This window comes from Geodermatophilus sp. SMS 5-13 (assembly GCF_059428245.1).
In genome coordinates this window covers 109823-124971 of sequence record NZ_CP165729.1, presented here as the reverse complement: position 1 = coordinate 124971, position 15149 = coordinate 109823, and the positions used below count along the sequence as shown (strand labels likewise).

Annotated in this window: 17 protein-coding genes; 7 read left to right on the top strand and 10 right to left on the bottom strand. The window is 73.8% G+C overall.

Annotation, left to right across the window (positions count from 1 at the left end; translation table 11 throughout):
• Nucleotides 1-3 precede the first annotated feature (3 nt).
• The gene (locus AB3388_RS00575; protein WP_495408809.1) at nt 4-996 is read left to right on the top strand and encodes an NAD(P)H-quinone oxidoreductase; all 993 of its coding nucleotides are present in this window, start codon (nt 4-6) and stop codon (nt 994-996) included.
• Between the two features lie 13 nt (nt 997-1009).
• Here the strand turns inward: AB3388_RS00575 and AB3388_RS00570 are convergent, their stop codons facing one another.
• Both AB3388_RS00570 and AB3388_RS00565 read right to left on the bottom strand, forming a co-directional pair.
• A complete protein-coding gene (locus AB3388_RS00570) occupies nt 1010-1573 on the bottom strand; it encodes a COG4315 family predicted lipoprotein (protein WP_495408808.1) in 564 nt (187 codons plus the stop codon).
• A gap of 89 nt (nt 1574-1662) precedes the next feature.
• The gene (locus AB3388_RS00565; protein ID WP_495408807.1) at nt 1663-2880 is read right to left on the bottom strand and encodes a cysteine desulfurase-like protein; all 1218 of its coding nucleotides are present in this window, start codon (nt 2878-2880) and stop codon (nt 1663-1665) included.
• Nucleotides 2881-2989: 109 nt separating this feature from the next.
• On the opposite strand from AB3388_RS00565, the gene AB3388_RS00560 reads away from it, so the two are divergent.
• A complete protein-coding gene (locus AB3388_RS00560) occupies nt 2990-3547 on the top strand; it encodes a bacterial proteasome activator family protein (RefSeq protein ID WP_495408806.1) in 558 nt (185 codons plus the stop codon).
• A gap of 168 nt (nt 3548-3715) precedes the next feature.
• Here the strand turns inward: AB3388_RS00560 and AB3388_RS00555 are convergent, their stop codons facing one another.
• The 4 genes from AB3388_RS00555 to serS all read right to left on the bottom strand — a co-directional run bounded on the left by AB3388_RS00555 (nt 3716) and on the right by serS (nt 8552).
• Entirely contained in the window at nt 3716-5308 is a 1593-nt protein-coding gene (locus tag AB3388_RS00555) for a methyl-accepting chemotaxis protein (protein WP_495408805.1), read from the bottom strand.
• Between the two features lie 170 nt (nt 5309-5478).
• The gene (locus AB3388_RS00550) at nt 5479-6282 is read right to left on the bottom strand and encodes an HAD family hydrolase (protein WP_495408804.1); all 804 of its coding nucleotides are present in this window, start codon (nt 6280-6282) and stop codon (nt 5479-5481) included.
• Nucleotides 6275-7174, bottom strand: a complete 900-nt coding sequence (locus AB3388_RS00545; RefSeq protein ID WP_495408803.1) for an HAD family hydrolase — start codon at nt 7172-7174, stop codon at nt 6275-6277. The genes AB3388_RS00550 and AB3388_RS00545 overlap by 8 nt, the downstream gene beginning before the upstream one ends.
• Before the next feature lie 79 nt (nt 7175-7253).
• Nucleotides 7254-8552, bottom strand: coding sequence for a serine--tRNA ligase (gene serS, locus AB3388_RS00540; RefSeq protein ID WP_495408802.1), 1299 nt, complete (start codon nt 8550-8552; stop codon nt 7254-7256).
• 158 nt (nt 8553-8710) lie between these two features.
• On the opposite strand from serS, the gene AB3388_RS00535 reads away from it, so the two are divergent.
• Nucleotides 8711-9952, top strand: a complete 1242-nt coding sequence (locus tag AB3388_RS00535) for an HNH endonuclease signature motif containing protein (RefSeq protein WP_495408801.1) — start codon at nt 8711-8713, stop codon at nt 9950-9952.
• Nucleotides 9953-9971: 19 nt separating this feature from the next.
• Here the strand turns inward: AB3388_RS00535 and AB3388_RS00530 are convergent, their stop codons facing one another.
• Together AB3388_RS00530 and AB3388_RS00525 are read right to left on the bottom strand one after the other, a co-directional pair.
• Nucleotides 9972-10436, bottom strand: a complete 465-nt coding sequence (locus AB3388_RS00530; RefSeq protein WP_495408800.1) for a MarR family winged helix-turn-helix transcriptional regulator — start codon at nt 10434-10436, stop codon at nt 9972-9974.
• Nucleotides 10433-10807, bottom strand: coding sequence for a cupin domain-containing protein (locus AB3388_RS00525; protein ID WP_495408799.1), 375 nt, complete (start codon nt 10805-10807; stop codon nt 10433-10435). Before AB3388_RS00525 ends, AB3388_RS00530 begins: the two co-directional genes overlap by 4 nt.
• Nucleotides 10808-10879: 72 nt before the next feature.
• On the opposite strand from AB3388_RS00525, the gene AB3388_RS00520 reads away from it, so the two are divergent.
• Together AB3388_RS00520 and AB3388_RS00515 are read left to right on the top strand one after the other, a co-directional pair.
• The gene (locus AB3388_RS00520) at nt 10880-12310 is read left to right on the top strand and encodes a GuaB1 family IMP dehydrogenase-related protein (RefSeq protein WP_495408798.1); all 1431 of its coding nucleotides are present in this window, start codon (nt 10880-10882) and stop codon (nt 12308-12310) included.
• The gene (locus AB3388_RS00515) at nt 12307-12654 is read left to right on the top strand and encodes a metallopeptidase family protein (protein WP_495408797.1); all 348 of its coding nucleotides are present in this window, start codon (nt 12307-12309) and stop codon (nt 12652-12654) included. Before AB3388_RS00520 ends, AB3388_RS00515 begins: the two co-directional genes overlap by 4 nt.
• Before the next feature lie 4 nt (nt 12655-12658).
• Here the strand turns inward: AB3388_RS00515 and AB3388_RS00510 are convergent, their stop codons facing one another.
• Nucleotides 12659-13726, bottom strand: a complete 1068-nt coding sequence (locus AB3388_RS00510) for a helix-turn-helix transcriptional regulator (RefSeq protein ID WP_495408796.1) — start codon at nt 13724-13726, stop codon at nt 12659-12661.
• A gap of 87 nt (nt 13727-13813) precedes the next feature.
• On the opposite strand from AB3388_RS00510, the gene AB3388_RS00505 reads away from it, so the two are divergent.
• Both AB3388_RS00505 and AB3388_RS00500 read left to right on the top strand, forming a co-directional pair.
• Entirely contained in the window at nt 13814-14251 is a 438-nt protein-coding gene (locus tag AB3388_RS00505) for an ester cyclase (RefSeq protein WP_495408795.1), read from the top strand.
• A 58-nt stretch (nt 14252-14309) separates the two neighbouring features.
• The gene (locus AB3388_RS00500) at nt 14310-14636 is read left to right on the top strand and encodes a GroES family chaperonin (RefSeq protein WP_495408794.1); all 327 of its coding nucleotides are present in this window, start codon (nt 14310-14312) and stop codon (nt 14634-14636) included.
• On the opposite strand, the gene AB3388_RS00495 is transcribed toward AB3388_RS00500, so the two are convergent.
• Nucleotides 14633-15088 carry a MarR family winged helix-turn-helix transcriptional regulator gene (locus tag AB3388_RS00495; RefSeq protein WP_495408793.1) on the bottom strand — a complete coding sequence of 152 codons (456 nt, stop codon included), beginning with the start codon at nt 15086-15088 and terminating at the stop codon, nt 14633-14635. The two genes, AB3388_RS00500 and AB3388_RS00495, sit on opposite strands and share 4 nt — an antisense overlap.
• Between the last annotated feature and the right edge of the window lie 61 nt (nt 15089-15149).

Below are 15149 nucleotides of genomic sequence, written 5' to 3'. Positions count from 1 at the left end.
GGCATGCACGCGGTGACGATCAGCGAACCCGGCGGTCCGGAGGTGCTCGGCTGGGGCGAGGTCCCCGATCCGGTGTGCAGCCCCGGTGAGGTGATCATCGACGTCGCGGCCACCGCGGTGAACCGCGCCGACCTGCTCCAGCGGCAGGGCTTCTACCCGCCGCCGCCGGGCGCCAGCGAGATCCTCGGGCTTGAGTGCAGCGGGATCATCAGCGAGGTCGGCGACGGCGTGGCGGAGTGGTCGGTCGGCGACGAGGTGTGCGCGCTGCTCGCCGGCGGCGGGTACGCCGAGCGGGTCGCCGTCCCGGCCGGGCAGGTGCTGCCCCGCCCCTCCGGTGTGGAGCTGGCCACGGCCGCCGGGCTGCCCGAGGTGACCTGCACGGTGTGGTCGAACGTGTTCATGCTCGCCGGGCTGCGCCGCGGCGACGCATTCCTCGTGCACGGCGGCTCCAGCGGCATCGGCACCATGGCCATCCAGCTGGCCGCGCGCGCCGGTGCGCGGGTGTTCACCACGGCCGGGACGGCGGCCAAGCTCGAGTTCTGCCGCGAGCTCGGCGCCGAGGTGCTGATCGACTACCGCGAGGAGGACTTCGTCGAGCGGGTGACGGACGAGACCGACGGCGCCGGGGTCGACGTCGTCCTCGACAACATGGGCGCGAAATACCTGGCCCGCAACCTCGACGTCCTCGCCATCGGCGGCCGGCTGGTCAGCATCGGGATGCAGGGCGGCACCAAGGCCGAGCTCGACCTCGGCAAGCTGATGCGCAAGCGCGGCGCGGTGCACGCGACGACGCTGCGCTCCCGGCCGGCGAACGGTCCGGGCGGCAAGGCCGAGATCGTGGCCGCCGTCCGGCACGACGTCTGGCCCGACGTCGAGCGCGGCGTCGTCCGCCCGATCGTCGACCGGCGGCTGCCGATGTCCCGGGCCGCCGAGGCGCACCGGACGGTCGAGGCCAGCGAGCACATCGGCAAGGTCCTGCTGCTGACGGAGGAGTGACCGGGCCGGCTCCTCAGTAGACCGGCCCTCCCGGCGCCGGCGCAGGCGCCGAGGACGGCGCAGGCGCCGAGGACGACGAGGACGACGACGCGGTCGTGGTGACCTTCGTGCCGTCGGGCGCCACGGCCCACCAGATGCCCATGAACCCCTGGCCGTTGACCTGCTGCGCGCCGGAGTCACCGGAGAACGTGTAGAGCCGGTGCCCGTCGAGGGTCACCTGCTGCTTGCCGTCGTCGGTGGCCGCGGTGCCGACCTCGCCGGTGACACCGGTGACCGAGGGCGTGGTCGAGGTGGTCGTCAGCGCCGGCCACAGGCCGACGCACGTCCCGGTGCAGGCGCTGGGCGACCCGGCGGTGTCCTTGTCGAACACGTAGACGGTCTGCCCCTTGCCGTCGACCACGATCGCGCCGAGGGGGCTCTCCCAGGAGGCCAGGTCGGTGTTCGCCGCCGGCGAGCTGCTGGGGCCGGTCGCGCCATCCCCGCTCGCCGCCGAGCCGCCCGAGGTCGAGGAGGACCCGCAGCCGGCCAGTGCGAGCGCCGCGGCGGCCGTGGCCGCCAGGATCCAGGTCGTGCGCACAGCGTTCCTCTTTTCCGAGAGGCGCCGGACAGGTGCGCCCGGCGCCGTCACCGGGGAACACGACGGCGGTTCCTGCGGGGTTCAGGAGGTCAGCGCAGGCGGAGGGCGGCGACCGAATCGATCACGTAGCCGACCTCCTCGGCGGTGTTGTAGTGCATCAGGCCCAGCCGCACCGCTCCGCCGGCCTCGTTGACGCCCAGCGCGTCGAACAGCTCGCGGGCGTAGTAGTCGCCGTCCCAGGCGCAGATCCCCCGCCGGGAGAGCTCGGCGGTGACCTGCCGCGGGGTCATGCCCTCCACGGTGAACGACACGGTGGGCGTCCTGTGCTCCGGAGCCCCGAGCACGTGCACGTGTCGCATCGCCCGCAGTGCGTCGTCCAGCCAGCCGAACAGCTCATGCTCGTACTCGGCCACCGCCGCCATCGACACGTGCAGCCGTTCGCGGCGCGACCCGGTCGCCTCCGGGTCCAGCCCCGCGAGGTGGTCGACCGCCGCCGGGACGCCGGCCAGCAGCTCGAACGGCGGCGTTCCGGTCTCCAGCCGGTCGGGCACCCGGTCCGGCGCGGGCAGCACCTTGTCCGGCCGCAGCTGCTCGAGCAGCGCCGGGTCGGCGACGACGGCGCCGACGTGCGGGCCGCACCACGTGTAGGCCGACAGCGCCAGAAAGTCGGCGCCGAGGGCTTTGCGGTCGAGCAGGCCGTGCGGAGCGGCGTGGACGGCGTCGACGTAGACCAATGCCCCCACCCCGTGCGCGCGGGCGGCGATCGCGGGCACGTCCGGAACGGTGCCGATCGCGTTGCTGGCCGCGGTGACCGCCACCAGCCGGGTGCGCTCGGTGAGCAGCTCGTCGTACTGCCAGGCCGGCAGCTCGCCGGTCTCGATGTCCACCTCGGCCCACCGGACCAGGACGCCGCTCTCCTGTGCCAGCTGCAGCCAGGGGCGGATGTTGGCATCGTGGTCGAGCCGGCTCACCACCACCTCGTCACCCGGGCGCCAGGTGCGGGCCAGCGTGCGGGCGAGGGAGTAGGTCAGCGTCGTCATGTTGGCGCCGAGGACGACGCCGGACGCCACCCCGCCGGTCAGGTCGGCGACCGCGGAGCGGGCGGCGGCGACGATCGCCTCGGCGCGCCCGGACGCCGGGAAGACGCCGCCCCGGTTCGCGACCGGCATGCGCATGGCGTGGGCGACCGCGCGCGCCACGCTCTCGGGCATCAGCGAGCCGGCCGGGCCGTCGGTGTGCACGAACCCGTCGGCCAGCGCGGGGAACAGGCCGCGGACGCGTGCGACGTCCAGCCGGCCTTCCCCCACGCTGCGCACCCTAGTGTGCCCCGGGCTTTCGGTGCCGGGCCGTTCCGTTGGCCGCGGCCCGGCCCGACCACCCCGGACGGCGGTCACCGCGACGGGGCAGGATGGGGACATGACTGCACCGGGAACCGGCAGCGAGCGTCCGCAGCAGGTCGTCGTCGTGGGCCCCGACGGTCGGCCGGTCGGCGCGATGCCGATGCCGGCGGTTCCGGCGGGTGACGAGGACGGCCAGGGCGGCATGACCGTCAACGACATGGTCGAGGAGCCGGCCAAGGTCATGCGGATCGGCACGATGATCAAGCAGCTGCTCGAGGAGGTGCGGGCGGCGCCCCTGGACGACGCCAGCCGCAACCGGCTGCGCGACATCCACGCCGCGTCGATCCGCGAGCTGGAGGAGGGTCTCTCCCCCGACCTGCGCGACGAGCTGGAGCGGATCACCCTGCCGTTCAGCGAGGACGCGACGCCGTCCGACGCCGAGCTGCGGATCGCCCAGGCCCAGCTGGTCGGCTGGCTGGAGGGGGTCTTCCACGGGATCCAGACGGCGCTGTTCGCCCAGCAGATGGCCGCCCGCGCGCAGCTGGAGGAGATGCGCCGTCGGGCGCTCCCCGGCGGGTCGCCGCAGGCGCCGCAGCAGCCCGACTTCCGCCCCGGCGGCGGCCAGTACCTGTAGGACGCTGGCCGTGACCATCGGCAGGTGGCTGCCCCCGGCGGCGTGTCGGGCAGCCACTCGCCGATGATCACCGCGTTCACCCGTGCGGGGGAGCCCCCTCAGCTGGCGCACATCGGCGGGTGACCGGCGCCGTTGCCGATCACCCGCCGATGCGGGAGAGGAGCCGCGTCAGAAGCGGAAGCCGCCCACCAGCTCCTCGAGGCGGCGCGACACCGTCGCCAGCTCGCCGGCGGCCTCCTGAGCGGCGCCGACGTGCTGGGTCGTCGACTGCGCGACGGCGGCCACCGCGTCGATGTTCTCCGCGATCTGCCCGGTTCCCGTGGCGGCCTCGCCGACGCTGCGGTTCATCTCGTTGGTCGTCGCGGTCTGCTCCTCGACCGCCGAGGCGATGGTCGTCTGGTAGTCGTTGATCTGCGAGATGACCTCGGCGACCTCGGCGATGGCGCCGACCGCGCTGGTGGTGTCGGCCTGGATGGCCTCGACCCGGCGGGCGATGTCCTCGGTGGCCCGGGCGGTCTCCTGCGAGAGCTCCTTGACCTCGTTGGCGACGACCGCGAAGCCCTTGCCGGCGTCACCGGCGCGGGCGGCCTCGATGGTCGCGTTCAGGGCGAGCAGGTTGGTCTGCTCGGCGATCGAGCTGATCACCTTGACCACGTCGCCGATCGTGCGGCTGGACTCGCCGAGCCGCGAGACGGTCTCCGTCGTCGTCCCCACCGCGACGACCGCCTTGCCGGCGACCGTGGCGGCCTCGTTGGCGTTGTGCGCGATCTCGCGGATCGAGGCACCCATCTGCTCGGAGCCCGCCGCCACCGTCTGGACGCTGCGGGACACCTCACCGGCGGCCGCGGCCACGACGCCGGCCTGGGCCGAGGACTCCTCCGCGCCGACCGAGATCTGCTGGCTCAGCGCGCCGACCCGCTCGCTGGCGGTGCCCAGCGCCCGGACCGCATCGTGGAACGTCGACATGACCTGGCCGATGGAGGCGAGCGCGGTGTTCGTCGAGGTGGCCATCCGGCCCACCTCGTCCTTGGCGGAGACGTCGAGCCGCTGGGTCAGGTCACCCTTGGCGACGGCGGCGAACACGACCTCGGCCTGGGCGAGCGGCCGGGTGATGCCGCGGGTCAGCTGCCAGGCGATGAGCACGGCGAGGACGGCGGCCGCGGCGCAGAACAGCACCATCGTGAGGAGGAAGCCCGAGGCGACGTCGCGGGCGTCGGCCGACAGCCCCTGGTTCATCGCCTCCTCCATGTCGATGAGCACGTTGATCGTGCGCAGCCACTCGACGAACAGCGGCTTGGCCTGCAGCAGCGCCTGCTGCGCACCGATGAAGTCGCCGGTGGACTGCGCCTGCACGATCCGCTCGATGAGCGGGAGCGTCTGCTTCTCGACGTTCTTGATGTCGGTCAGCGCGGTGCGCTCGTCGGGGTTGGCGTTGGACTCGACGGCGAACAGGTCGTCCATCGGGCCGGCCGAGTCCTTGTACTTCTTGGTGAGCTCCGTGATCAGGTCGACCTGGGTCTGCAACTCGGCCGGCGTGGTGGACAGCACGACGTCGCGGACGGCGATCGACCGGTCGTGCACGCTGCCGCGGAAGTTGATCGCGTAGCGCTGCTTGACCGCGTTCAGGTCGTTGATGGTCGTCAGGTGGTCGTTGATGGTGTCGACGCGGGTCACGCCGATGGCGGTGAGCCCGACCATGCTCAGGACGACGATCAGGAAGCCGAGGGCGAGCCGCCGGCTGATCGACAGGTTCTTCAACATCGTTGTCTCCGTGGACCGACGAGGGTGGTGGCGAAGCACCGAGCGGCTTCACCCCTCCTTCTCGGCTGTCACCTGAGAGACTCAACCCAGAGTTGGGCACGGTCCAGGCACGGTCGTCACACCCGTCCCGGCCGCCCCGGCGCTTCGGAGCGAGGCCTCTGAGCGGGGTTTCAGAGGGTGGCGAGGAAGGCCGCGACGCCGTCGTCCTCGTTGGTGCCGGTGACGTCCGTGGCCGCGGCCAGCAGGTCGGCGTGGGCCTGCGCCATGGCCACCGCCCGGCCGCCCGCGTCGCGCACCCAGTCGAACGCGGCGATGTCGTTGGGCATGTCCCCGAAGACGACGACGTCCTCCGGGCCGACGCCGTGCCGGGCGGCCACCCTCGCCAGACCCGACGCCTTGGTGACGCCGGCCGCCGAGATCTCGGCGAGCGCCTCGCCCGAGGAGGTGGTCACCGTCGCCCGGTCGCCCACGACCTCCTCGACGAGGGCGACGAACGGGTCGCGGGCGAGGTCCTCGTGCCGGGCGAGCAGCTTGGCCGCGGGGTTGCGCAGCAGCTCCGGCAGGGGCGCGGCCGCGACGCCGGGCACGTCGACGTCCCAGCGCGGGTGGTAGGCCGGCTCGTGCCGGAACTCCATGCCGTACTCCACGCCGAAGCGGGTGCCCGGCGCCCGCCGGCGCAGCTCGTCGACGAGCTCGCGCAGGATCTCGGGGGCGAGCGGGTCCTCGTCGACGATCGTGAAGCTCTCCAGGTCCAGCAGGACCGCGCCGTTGCAGCAGACGGCGGTGCCGAACTCCAGCACCTGACGGATCCGCTTCATCCAGCGCGGCGGGCGGCCGGTGGCGAGGACGACGGGCACGCCGTCGGCCCGCCAGCGGGCCAGCTCGGCCACGGTGCTCTCGCTGACCGTGTCGTCGGAGCGCAGCAGTGTGCCGTCCATGTCGCTGGCGATCAGCCGCGGTCGCCAGTCAGACACCCAGCACCGCCTCCAGGTAGCGGGCCACGCCCTCGGCGTCGTTCCCGCTGGTCAGCTCGGGGGCCGCGGCGCGGACGGCGGGGTGCGCGTTGGCCACGGCCACCGCCCGGCCGCCGGCCTCGGTCACGGCCAGGATCATCGGCAGGTCGTTGGGCATGTCCCCGAAGACGAGGACGTCGCCGAAGCCGACGCCGTAGCGGGCCAGCGCCACGCCCAGCCCGGTGGCCTTCGTGATGCCGGGCGGCAGCACCTCGATGAAGCCGAGGCCGGCGTGGGTCACCTCGGCGACCGCCGGGTCGACGACCCGCCGGGCGCGGGCGAGCAGCTCGTCCTGGCCGAGGGTGGCCGAGCGCAGGAACACCTTGAGGACGGCGCCCTCCGGCAGCACGCGGTTGCGCGGCAGCAGGTGCGCCGGCTCCGGATAGGGCCAGTTGAAGCCGTGCTGCACGCGCAGCGGCCGGCGCGCCTCGGCCTGCTCGGCGGCGTCCTCCACGGCGAGCACGAGCGGGCCGGCGACGTCCTCGATCTGCTCGATCACCGCCATGGCCTGCGCGCGCGGCAGGCCGACGGTGCGCAGCACCTCGTCGCGCTCGAGGTCGACGACGAACCCGCCCTGGGCGAGGACGGCGATGCCGCGGCCGTCGAGCGCCGCGCGGACGCTGTCGAGCAACCGGGGGCCGCGGCCGGTGACGCCGACGACCGGGATCCCCGCCGCCCAGGAGGCCTCCAGCGCCGCCCGGGTGCGCGCGCCGACCTCGCCCGCGGAGGTGAACAGCGTGCCGTCGAGATCGGTCGCCACCAGCAGGGGGCGCCAGTTCCCGAGGACGGGCGGTTCGACGACGACGTCCGCGCCCGGCGCGGCGTGCCCGGAGGAGGGCAGGGGAACGCTCATGCGGGCCGCCCGACGACAGCTCCGGGAGCATCGCAGCGAGCTCTGCGAGCGAGGAGCGGACCGGGGCGCGGAGTCGGGCTCATGCGGTCGGCGGGACGGCCGCCGCCAGGGTCATCCCGGGGCTGAGCAGCTCGGCGCCGCCCAGCCACGGCCGCAGGGCCTTGGGCACGTGGACCGAGCCGTCGGCGCGCTGGTGCACCTCGAGCAGGCAGGCGATGGTGCGGGCGATCGCGCAGAGGGTGCCGTTGAGCGTCGCGGCGGGCTGCGGCTTGCCGTCGTCCCCGCGGTAGCGGATGTTGAGCCGCCGCGCCTGGAAGGTCGTGCAGTCCGAGGTGCTGGTCAGCTCGCGGTAGGTGTTCTGGCTCGGGAACCACGCCTCGATGTCGAACTTGCGGGCGGCGCTGGTGCCCAGGTCGCCGGCGGCGATGTCGACCACGCGGTAGGGCAGCTCGAGGGCGGTGAGGAACTCCTCCTCCCAGGCGAGCAGCCGACGGTGCTCCTCGGCGGCCTCCTCCGGACGGCAGAAGCTGAACATCTCGACCTTGTCGAACCAGTGCACGCGGATGATCCCGCGGGTGTCCTTGCCGTAGGAGCCGGCCTCGCGGCGGAAGCAGGAGGACCAGCCGGCGTAGCGGCGCGGGCCGGCGGGGAGGTCGAGCACCTCGTTCATGTGCATGCCGGCGAGCGCGACCTCCGACGTCCCGACGAGGTAGAGGTCGTCGCGCTCGATCTTGTAGACCTCCTCGGCGTGCGCACCGAGGAATCCGGTGCCCTCCATCGCCTCGGGCCGCACCAGGGCGGGGGCGACGACGGGCGTGAAGCCGGCGGTCACCGCCTGGCTGACGGCGAACTGGGCCAGGGCGAACTCGAGCAGGGCGCCGGGGCCGGTGAGGAAGTAGAAGCGGGCGCCGGAGACCTTGGCGCCGCGCTCGATGTCGATCGCGCCGAGCGCCTCGCCGATCTCCAGGTGGTCCTTGACCGGGAAGTCGTAGGTGGGGATCTCGCCGACGGTGCGCAGCGTCACCGCGTCGTCCTCGCCGCCGGGCGGCACGTCGTCGTGGACGACGTTGGGGATCTGGAGGTGGACCCGGCGCAGCGCCACGTCGGCGGCGCGCTGCGCCTCCTCGGCGTCCTTGACCTCGGCGGCGAGCGCCTTGGCCCGCTCCAGGACGGCGGGGCGCTCGTCCGGCGTGGCCTTCTTGACCGCCTGGGAGGCCGCCTTCTGCTCGGCGCGCAGGTCGTCGGCGCGCTTGACCGCCTGCCGGCGCGCCTCGTCGGCGGCCAGCAGCTCGTCGACCAGGGACTCGTCGGCACCCCGGGCCCGCTGGCTGGCCTTGACCCGGTCGGGGTCCTCACGCACGAGTCGCAGGTCGATCACCACCCGATCGTAATGAGCCGCCGGGACGGCGCCCGCGTTCACACGTGCGCGGCCGCGCGCAAGGGGCCGTCGAGATCTGCGGAAACCGGCTTTGACCTGGGGATTCAGGTCGCGGCGGGCTTCGATCAGAGATAGTGTTTCGAACAGGTGATCGAGTCATGGAGGAGGTGCTCGTGGACGCGCTCGTGTCGGAGTTCGACGCACTCGTGGCCGAGGACCTCCACGGCCAGGGCCCGGCGCTGCTGGACCGCACCCGCGATCTGGTCGCCCTGCGGAACCGGATCGACGCCGAGCTGGCCCGCACCGTGCGCGTCGCGGACGGCCTGCGGGCGTTCGCCGGGGACGGGATGGCCACGGCCCAGTCCTGGCTGCGCGGGCACTGTCGCCTCTCCGGCAAGGCGGCGTCGCGCGTGGTCCGCACCGGGCGGGCGCTGGAGCAGCTGCCCGCCGTCGCCGCCGCGCACGCCGCCGGGGGGCTGACCGCCGATCAGGTGTCGGTGATCGCCAAGATCACCGGGCCGCGGCCGGTCGCGCTGGCCGCCGCCCAGGGCATCGACCCGACCGAGGTCGCCGCGGTGCTGGCCCGCTTCGCCGCCACCCAGCCGCACGAGGACCTGGTGAAGCTGGTGCACCAGGTGCTCACCCGCCTCGACGCCGACGGCCCCGAACCCGATCCCACCGAGGAACGGTTCCTGTCCTTCGCCAAGCACGCCGACGGCTCGGGCACCGGCCGCTTCCACCTCGACCCGCTGGGCATGGAGAAGCTGCAGGCCGCGATCGAGTCGCTGCTGCAGGCCCACCGGCCCGCCGGCGATGCGCGCACCCGACCCCAGCAGCAGGCCGACGCCCTCGTCCAGCTGGCCGACATCCACCTGGGCTGCGGCACCCTGCCGCTGCTGCGCACCGTCAAGCCCCAGGTCGCGGTCCGGGTGAACAGCGAGGACCTGGCCGACCCGGCCACCGGCAGGGGCGCCGCGCGGGCCGGGTTCGGCGCGATCCTCTCCGCCGCCCGCGCCCGCCAGCTGGCCTGCGACGCCGAGCTGCGCCGCTACCTGCTCTCCGTCGACGGCGAACCGCTCGATCTCGGCCGCGCCCAGCGGCTGGTCACCCCCGGCCTGCGCAAGGCCGTCGAACTCCGCGACGAGCACTGCGTGTTCGCCGGCTGCGATGCCCCGACCCACTGGTGCGAGGTTCATCACGTCGTTCATTGGCTCTTCGGCGGCCAGACCTCCGCGGAGAACTCCGCGCTGCTGTGCGAGCGGCACCACACCCAGGCCCACCACGGCTTCCGCGTCGAACGAGACAGCAGCGGACGCTGGCACACCTACCGCCGCGACGGCACCGAGATCCTGGTGATCCGGCCACCCGCCGACGACCCGGAGCTCGCCCGCGCCGGCTGACCGGGCCCGCCCCGGCGAGTCACTCCCCCACGGTGCGGACCGCAGGGAGGGTGCCGCCGTGCGCTGCGCGCAGGAGTGTCGTCAGATCGCTCCGCAGTCCGGCCATCCGGTCGTCGCCGAGCTCGGCGGCCCAGCCCTGCTCCAGCTCGGTCCAGATGTCCTCCACCTCCCCGAGCAGGGCACGCCCGCGCGGGGAGAGCTGCACGCGCTTGGCACGCGCATCACCCGGATCGGCGGCGCGCTCGACGTAGCCCGTCGCGACCATCGCGTCGACGAGCTTGGAGACCGCCTGCTTGCTCGTGCCGAGCACGCCTGGCAGGTCCCGCAACGAGACCGGCCCGGCGCGCAGGGCGAGCAGCAGGAACCCGAACGCCGGACGGACGTCGGTCCAGCCCCGCTCTGGGAGCCGCTCGTGCAGCCCGTCGACGAGCAGGCGGTAGGCCATGGCGAACAGCCGGGCCAGCGGCACCGGCGGCTCGGTCACTCCGCCCACGGCGGCGTGAACGGCTCGCCCTCCGCAAGCTGTCCCTGGCCGCCGACCGGCAGGCAGCAGAGCGCGCGCAGCAGCTCCTCCCCCACCGGGGCCAGCGCGAAGGGCACCGCGGCCGGCACCACGATCGCGTCACCGGCTTCGGCGCCGGTCACCTCGCCGTCGATGCTGACCTCGGCGCGACCGGACAGCACGACGAACACCTCCTCCCGCGTCAGCCGGTGCGGGGTGCCGGCCGTGCCGGGGGCGATCTCCACCAGCCAGACGCTCGTCTCGCTGGACCCACGCGACGGCGTGGCGAGGGAGGTGAACCGGGCACCGCCCAGCTCGTGGGTGGGCGCGGAAGGAGCAGGGATCACAGCCATGGCCGGCAGAGTGCACCCGCGCCGCCATATCGTCAACCAGGTTGACGATCCATTTTCAGGGACACTGAAAGCATGCGTTTCCTCGGCGACCGGCCGCAGCACGACCTCACCTACGCCGACGTCTTCATGGTCCCGAACCACTCGACCGTCGGCTCGCGGCTGGAGGTCGACCTCACGACGCCCGACGGGGTCGGCACGACGATCCCGATCGTCGTCGCCAACATGACCGCGATCGCCGGCCGGCGCATGGCCGAGACCGTCGCCCGCCGCGGCGGCCTCGCCGTCCTTCCGCAGGACATCCCCGTCGAGGTCCTGGGCGAGGTGCTGACCTGGATCAAGGCCCGCCACCCGGTCTACGACACCGCGATCACCCTGGGCCCGACGTCCACGGTGGCCGAGGCGCTGTCGCTGCTCACCAAGCGCGCGCACGGCATCGTCGTGGTGGTCGAGGACGGCGTCCCCGTCGGTGTGGTCACCGACGGCGCCTGCCAGGGCGTGGACCGGTTCACCCAGCTCTCCCAGGTCATGTCGCCCGACCCGCTCACCGTCCCGGCGGGCACCGACCTGCCCAAGGTGTTCGACGTCCTCACCGACGCGCGGGTCAACGCCGCGCCGGTGGTCGAGGGCGACCGACTGGTCGGCGTGATCACCCGCAAGGGCGCGCTGCGCTCGGCGCTGTACCAGCCGGCCGTCGACGACCGCGGTCAGCTGCTCACCTCCGCCGCGGTCGGCATCAACGGCGACGTGCGCGGCAAGGCCGAGGCGCTGCTGACCTACGGCGTCGACGTCCTCGTCGTCGACACCGCGCACGGCCACCAGGAGAAGGCGGTCGAGGCGGTCCGCACGGTGCGCTCGGTGGCGGGCAACACCCCGGTCGTCGCCGGCAACGTGGTGACCGCCGAGGGCACTCGCGACCTGATCGAGGCGGGCGCGGACGTCGTCAAGGTCGGCGTCGGCCCCGGCGCCATGTGCACGACCCGGATGATGACCGGCGTCGGGCGGCCGCAGTTCTCCGCCGTCGAGGAGTGCGCCGCGGCGGCGCGTGAGCTCGGCAAGCACGTCTGGGCCGACGGTGGCGTACGGCATCCCCGCGACGTCGGCCTCGCGCTGGCCGCCGGCGCGGCGAACGTGATGGTCGGCTCGTGGTTCGCCGGCACCTACGAGAGCGCCGGCGACATGGCCAGCGACGGCACCGGCCGGCTGTACAAGGAGTCGTTCGGCATGGCCTCGGCCCGCGCGGTCAAGGCGCGGACGTCGGCCCAGTCCGGCTTCGAGCGGGCCCGCGCGGGGCTGTTCGAGGAGGGCATCAGTTCCTCCCGGATGTACCTGGACCCGGAGCGGCCGGGCGTGGAGGACCTGATCGACGGCATCGTCGCCGGGGTGCGCTCGTCGTGCACCTACGCCGGCGCCCGGACCGTCGACCAGCTGCACGAGCGCGCGGTTCTGGGGGTGCAGAGCGCGGCCGGCTACGAGGAGGGCCGGCCGCTGCCGACCAGCTGGTGAAGCCGCTCCCGCTGACGCAGTTCGAGGAGCTGGTCGCCGACGCCCTCGACGAGGTGCCGCCCGAGCTGATGGCGCTGCTCGACAACGTCGTCGTCCTGGTCGAGGACCGCAACGAGGAAGAGCCGGACCTGCTCGGCCTCTACGAGGGGTACGCGCTCACCGAGCGCGGCTGGCACTACGGCGGGGCCCTGCCGGACCGGATCATGATCTACCGCGAGGCGATCTGCGACATCTGCGAGACCGAGGACGAGGTGGTCGACGAGGTCACCATCACCGTTGTCCACGAGATCGCCCACCACTTCGGCATCGACGACGCCCGGCTGCACGAGCTCGGCTGGGGGTGAGCGGTCAGGCTCCGCCGAGCAGGCGCCCGGCCAGGTCGCGCCGGCTGCGGACGCCGACCTTGTCGAACACCGCCCGCAGGTGGTCCTGCACCGTGTAGCGCGAGATGTGCAGCGCGTCGACGATCGCCGCCGTCGAGGCGCCGCGCAGCACCAGCCGCGCGACGTCCGCCTCCCGCGGGGTGAGGCCGTGCGCCGCCAGCAGCAGCGGCACGGTGTCGGCGGGCCGGGCCGGCGCGAGGACGACGGAGATCCGCGGTTCCCCGGTCGGCTCGGACAGCCAGGACGCGTGCGCGACGAGCCAGCCCCCGGTCGCCGTCCGCAGCCGCACGCTCGGCACCGGCGCCGGGCCGGGCCCCTCCCGCTCGGCCGCCTGCAGCGCCCGGGCGACCGTGCGGACGACGAGGGGCGGCCAGGACCTCGCGCGCCCGGCACCCGGGAGCAGCGACAGCAGGTGGTCGGCCTCCGGGGTGCTCGCCAGGATCTCGAGGCTCTCGGAGAGGACCACGACGCCGGGCGCCGACTCCACCGGGGTGGTCGAGGACGCCGCCAGCAGGGCCGCGCCCCGCAGCCCCCGGGCGATCCGCGGCGCCAGCCGGGCGATCCGGTCGATCTCGGCCGGCGCGAAGCCGAGCTGCGCGTCCTCGCGGTGCAGGCAGAGGAAACCCCAGCACCGCCCGTCCGCCACGAGCGCCACGCGCAGCTCGTCGCCCAGCCCGAGCGGTCGCATGATGTCCCGGTACCGGGGACTGGCCCACCGGTCGAACCGGGTCGCGCCGTCGAGCGAGGCCACGGGCACCGCCGAGGTGGCCAGCGCGGCGAACCGGTTCACGTCCGAGCCACCGAGCTCGTTCTCCAGGAAGACCTCGGTGGCGGCGCCGAGCGGCGCCTCGGCGTACGCGCCGGTGAACAGCAGCGTGTCGGGGTCGGCGGTGGCGAAGAACGCCGCGTCCACCGTGAGCAGCCGCCGCAGCGCATGCAGCACCTGCCGGTGCAGCGCGGCGACGTCCAGCCCGCTGTCACAGGCCCGCAGCAGCTCCCGCTCGGCCATCTGGACGCCGTCCCGCGTCGGCATGCCAGGCAGTGTCCGCTCCTGGGAGGCCCGCGGACATCCCATCGCTGTGGGATGGTCCCGGCCGATCGCCGCGCCCACGCTGCCGCCATGACCACCACCACCACGGCGCCGGCCACCCACCACGCGCGGCTCGTCGACGCGTTCATCCAGGACCTGTTCTCCCGCGGCGACCTCACCGCGGCCGACCGCTACCTCGACCCGCATTTCGTCAACCACGATCCGCCCTACGCGGGCGCTCCCGACGGCCCGGAGGGCATGCGCCAGGCGGCCGAGCTGTTCCGGACGGCGTGCCCCGACTGGCACAGCGAGCTCGAGCAGCTCGTCGAGGACGGCGACGTCGTCGTCGAGCGCTTCACCGCCCGCGGCACCCGCCGCGGGGAGCTCATGGGGGCGCCGGCCACCGGGGAGCCGCTCGTGCTCCGCGGCATCAACATCTGGCGGATCTCGGGCGACCACATCGTCGAGCGCTGGGGCCGGCTCGACGACCTCGGCCTCGCCCGGCAGCTCGGCACCGTCCCCGGCTGAGAGTGACGCGCGGGCCCGACCGCCGCTGGGCTCCAGCGGCACTGGGTACCGTGATCGCGTGCCCGAGACCGCAGGGAAGCTGCCGATCAAGATGCTGCACGACCGCATCCTGGTCGCGCTGCGCAAGGAGGACGGCGACCGGCGATCCACCGGGGGCATCCTCATCCCGGCGACCGCGCAGGTGGCCAAGCGGCTGGTGTGGGGCGAGGCGCGCGGCGTCGGCGCCAACGTCCGCCAGGTCAAGGTCGGCGACCAGGTGCTCTTCTCCCCCGACGACCAGCACGAGGTCGAGGTGCACGGCGAGGACCTGATCATCCTGCGCGAGCGCGACGTGCACGCCGTCGCGGCCGAGCGCATCGAGGAGCAGACCGGCCTCTACCTCTAGTCCGCCTTCTGGTGCCGCACGATCACGTCGGTCATCTCCTCCAGGAACCGGCGGACGACGGCGAGCTCCTCGTCCGAGTAGCCCGCCATCGCCGCCATCAGATCGCGCTGCAGGCCGCCGAAGAACTCCGCGCCGGCCGCCATCGCGGTGGGCGACATCTCCAGCACCACCCGCCGGCGGTCGGCCTCGTCACGTACCCGGCGCAGGTGCCCGACCCGCTCCAGCCGGTCGACCAGCGCGGTCACCGACGCCGAGCTGAGCTCCACGGCGGCACCGAGGCCGCCGGCGGTCATCGGCCGGCCCGCACGCGCGGCGTCCATGATCGCGACCAGCGCGCGGACGTCGGTGCGGTTGAGCCCGTGCAGATCGGCGAACCGCTGCCCGACCGCGTCCAGCTCGACGGTGAGCCGGCGCAGCATCAGGCCCAGCTCCTGCCGCGCCGCAGCATCCACCGGAACCCCCCAATTGCCCACCGCCCGCACCCGCCCTAATCTCTCGATCGTCGAGATTATC

What these genes read in the sequence shown, in the direction of transcription:
- AB3388_RS00575 (WP_495408809.1), top strand. Translation starts at nt 4, where the DNA reads ATGCACGCGGTGACGATCAGCGAACCCGGCGGTCCGGAGGTGCTCGGC.
- AB3388_RS00510 (WP_495408796.1), bottom strand. Translation starts at nt 13,726, where the DNA reads ATGCCGACGCGGGACGGCGTCCAGATGGCCGAGCGGGAGCTGCTGCGG.
- AB3388_RS00520 (WP_495408798.1), top strand. Translation starts at nt 10,880, where the DNA reads ATGCGTTTCCTCGGCGACCGGCCGCAGCACGACCTCACCTACGCCGAC.
- AB3388_RS00525 (WP_495408799.1), bottom strand. Translation starts at nt 10,807, where the DNA reads ATGGCTGTGATCCCTGCTCCTTCCGCGCCCACCCACGAGCTGGGCGGT.
- AB3388_RS00505 (WP_495408795.1), top strand. Translation starts at nt 13,814, where the DNA reads ATGACCACCACCACCACGGCGCCGGCCACCCACCACGCGCGGCTCGTC.
- AB3388_RS00555 (WP_495408805.1), bottom strand. Translation starts at nt 5,308, where the DNA reads ATGTTGAAGAACCTGTCGATCAGCCGGCGGCTCGCCCTCGGCTTCCTG.
- AB3388_RS00560 (WP_495408806.1), top strand. Translation starts at nt 2,990, where the DNA reads ATGACTGCACCGGGAACCGGCAGCGAGCGTCCGCAGCAGGTCGTCGTC.
- AB3388_RS00545 (WP_495408803.1), bottom strand. Translation starts at nt 7,174, where the DNA reads ATGAGCGTTCCCCTGCCCTCCTCCGGGCACGCCGCGCCGGGCGCGGAC.
- AB3388_RS00535 (WP_495408801.1), top strand. Translation starts at nt 8,711, where the DNA reads ATGGAGGAGGTGCTCGTGGACGCGCTCGTGTCGGAGTTCGACGCACTC.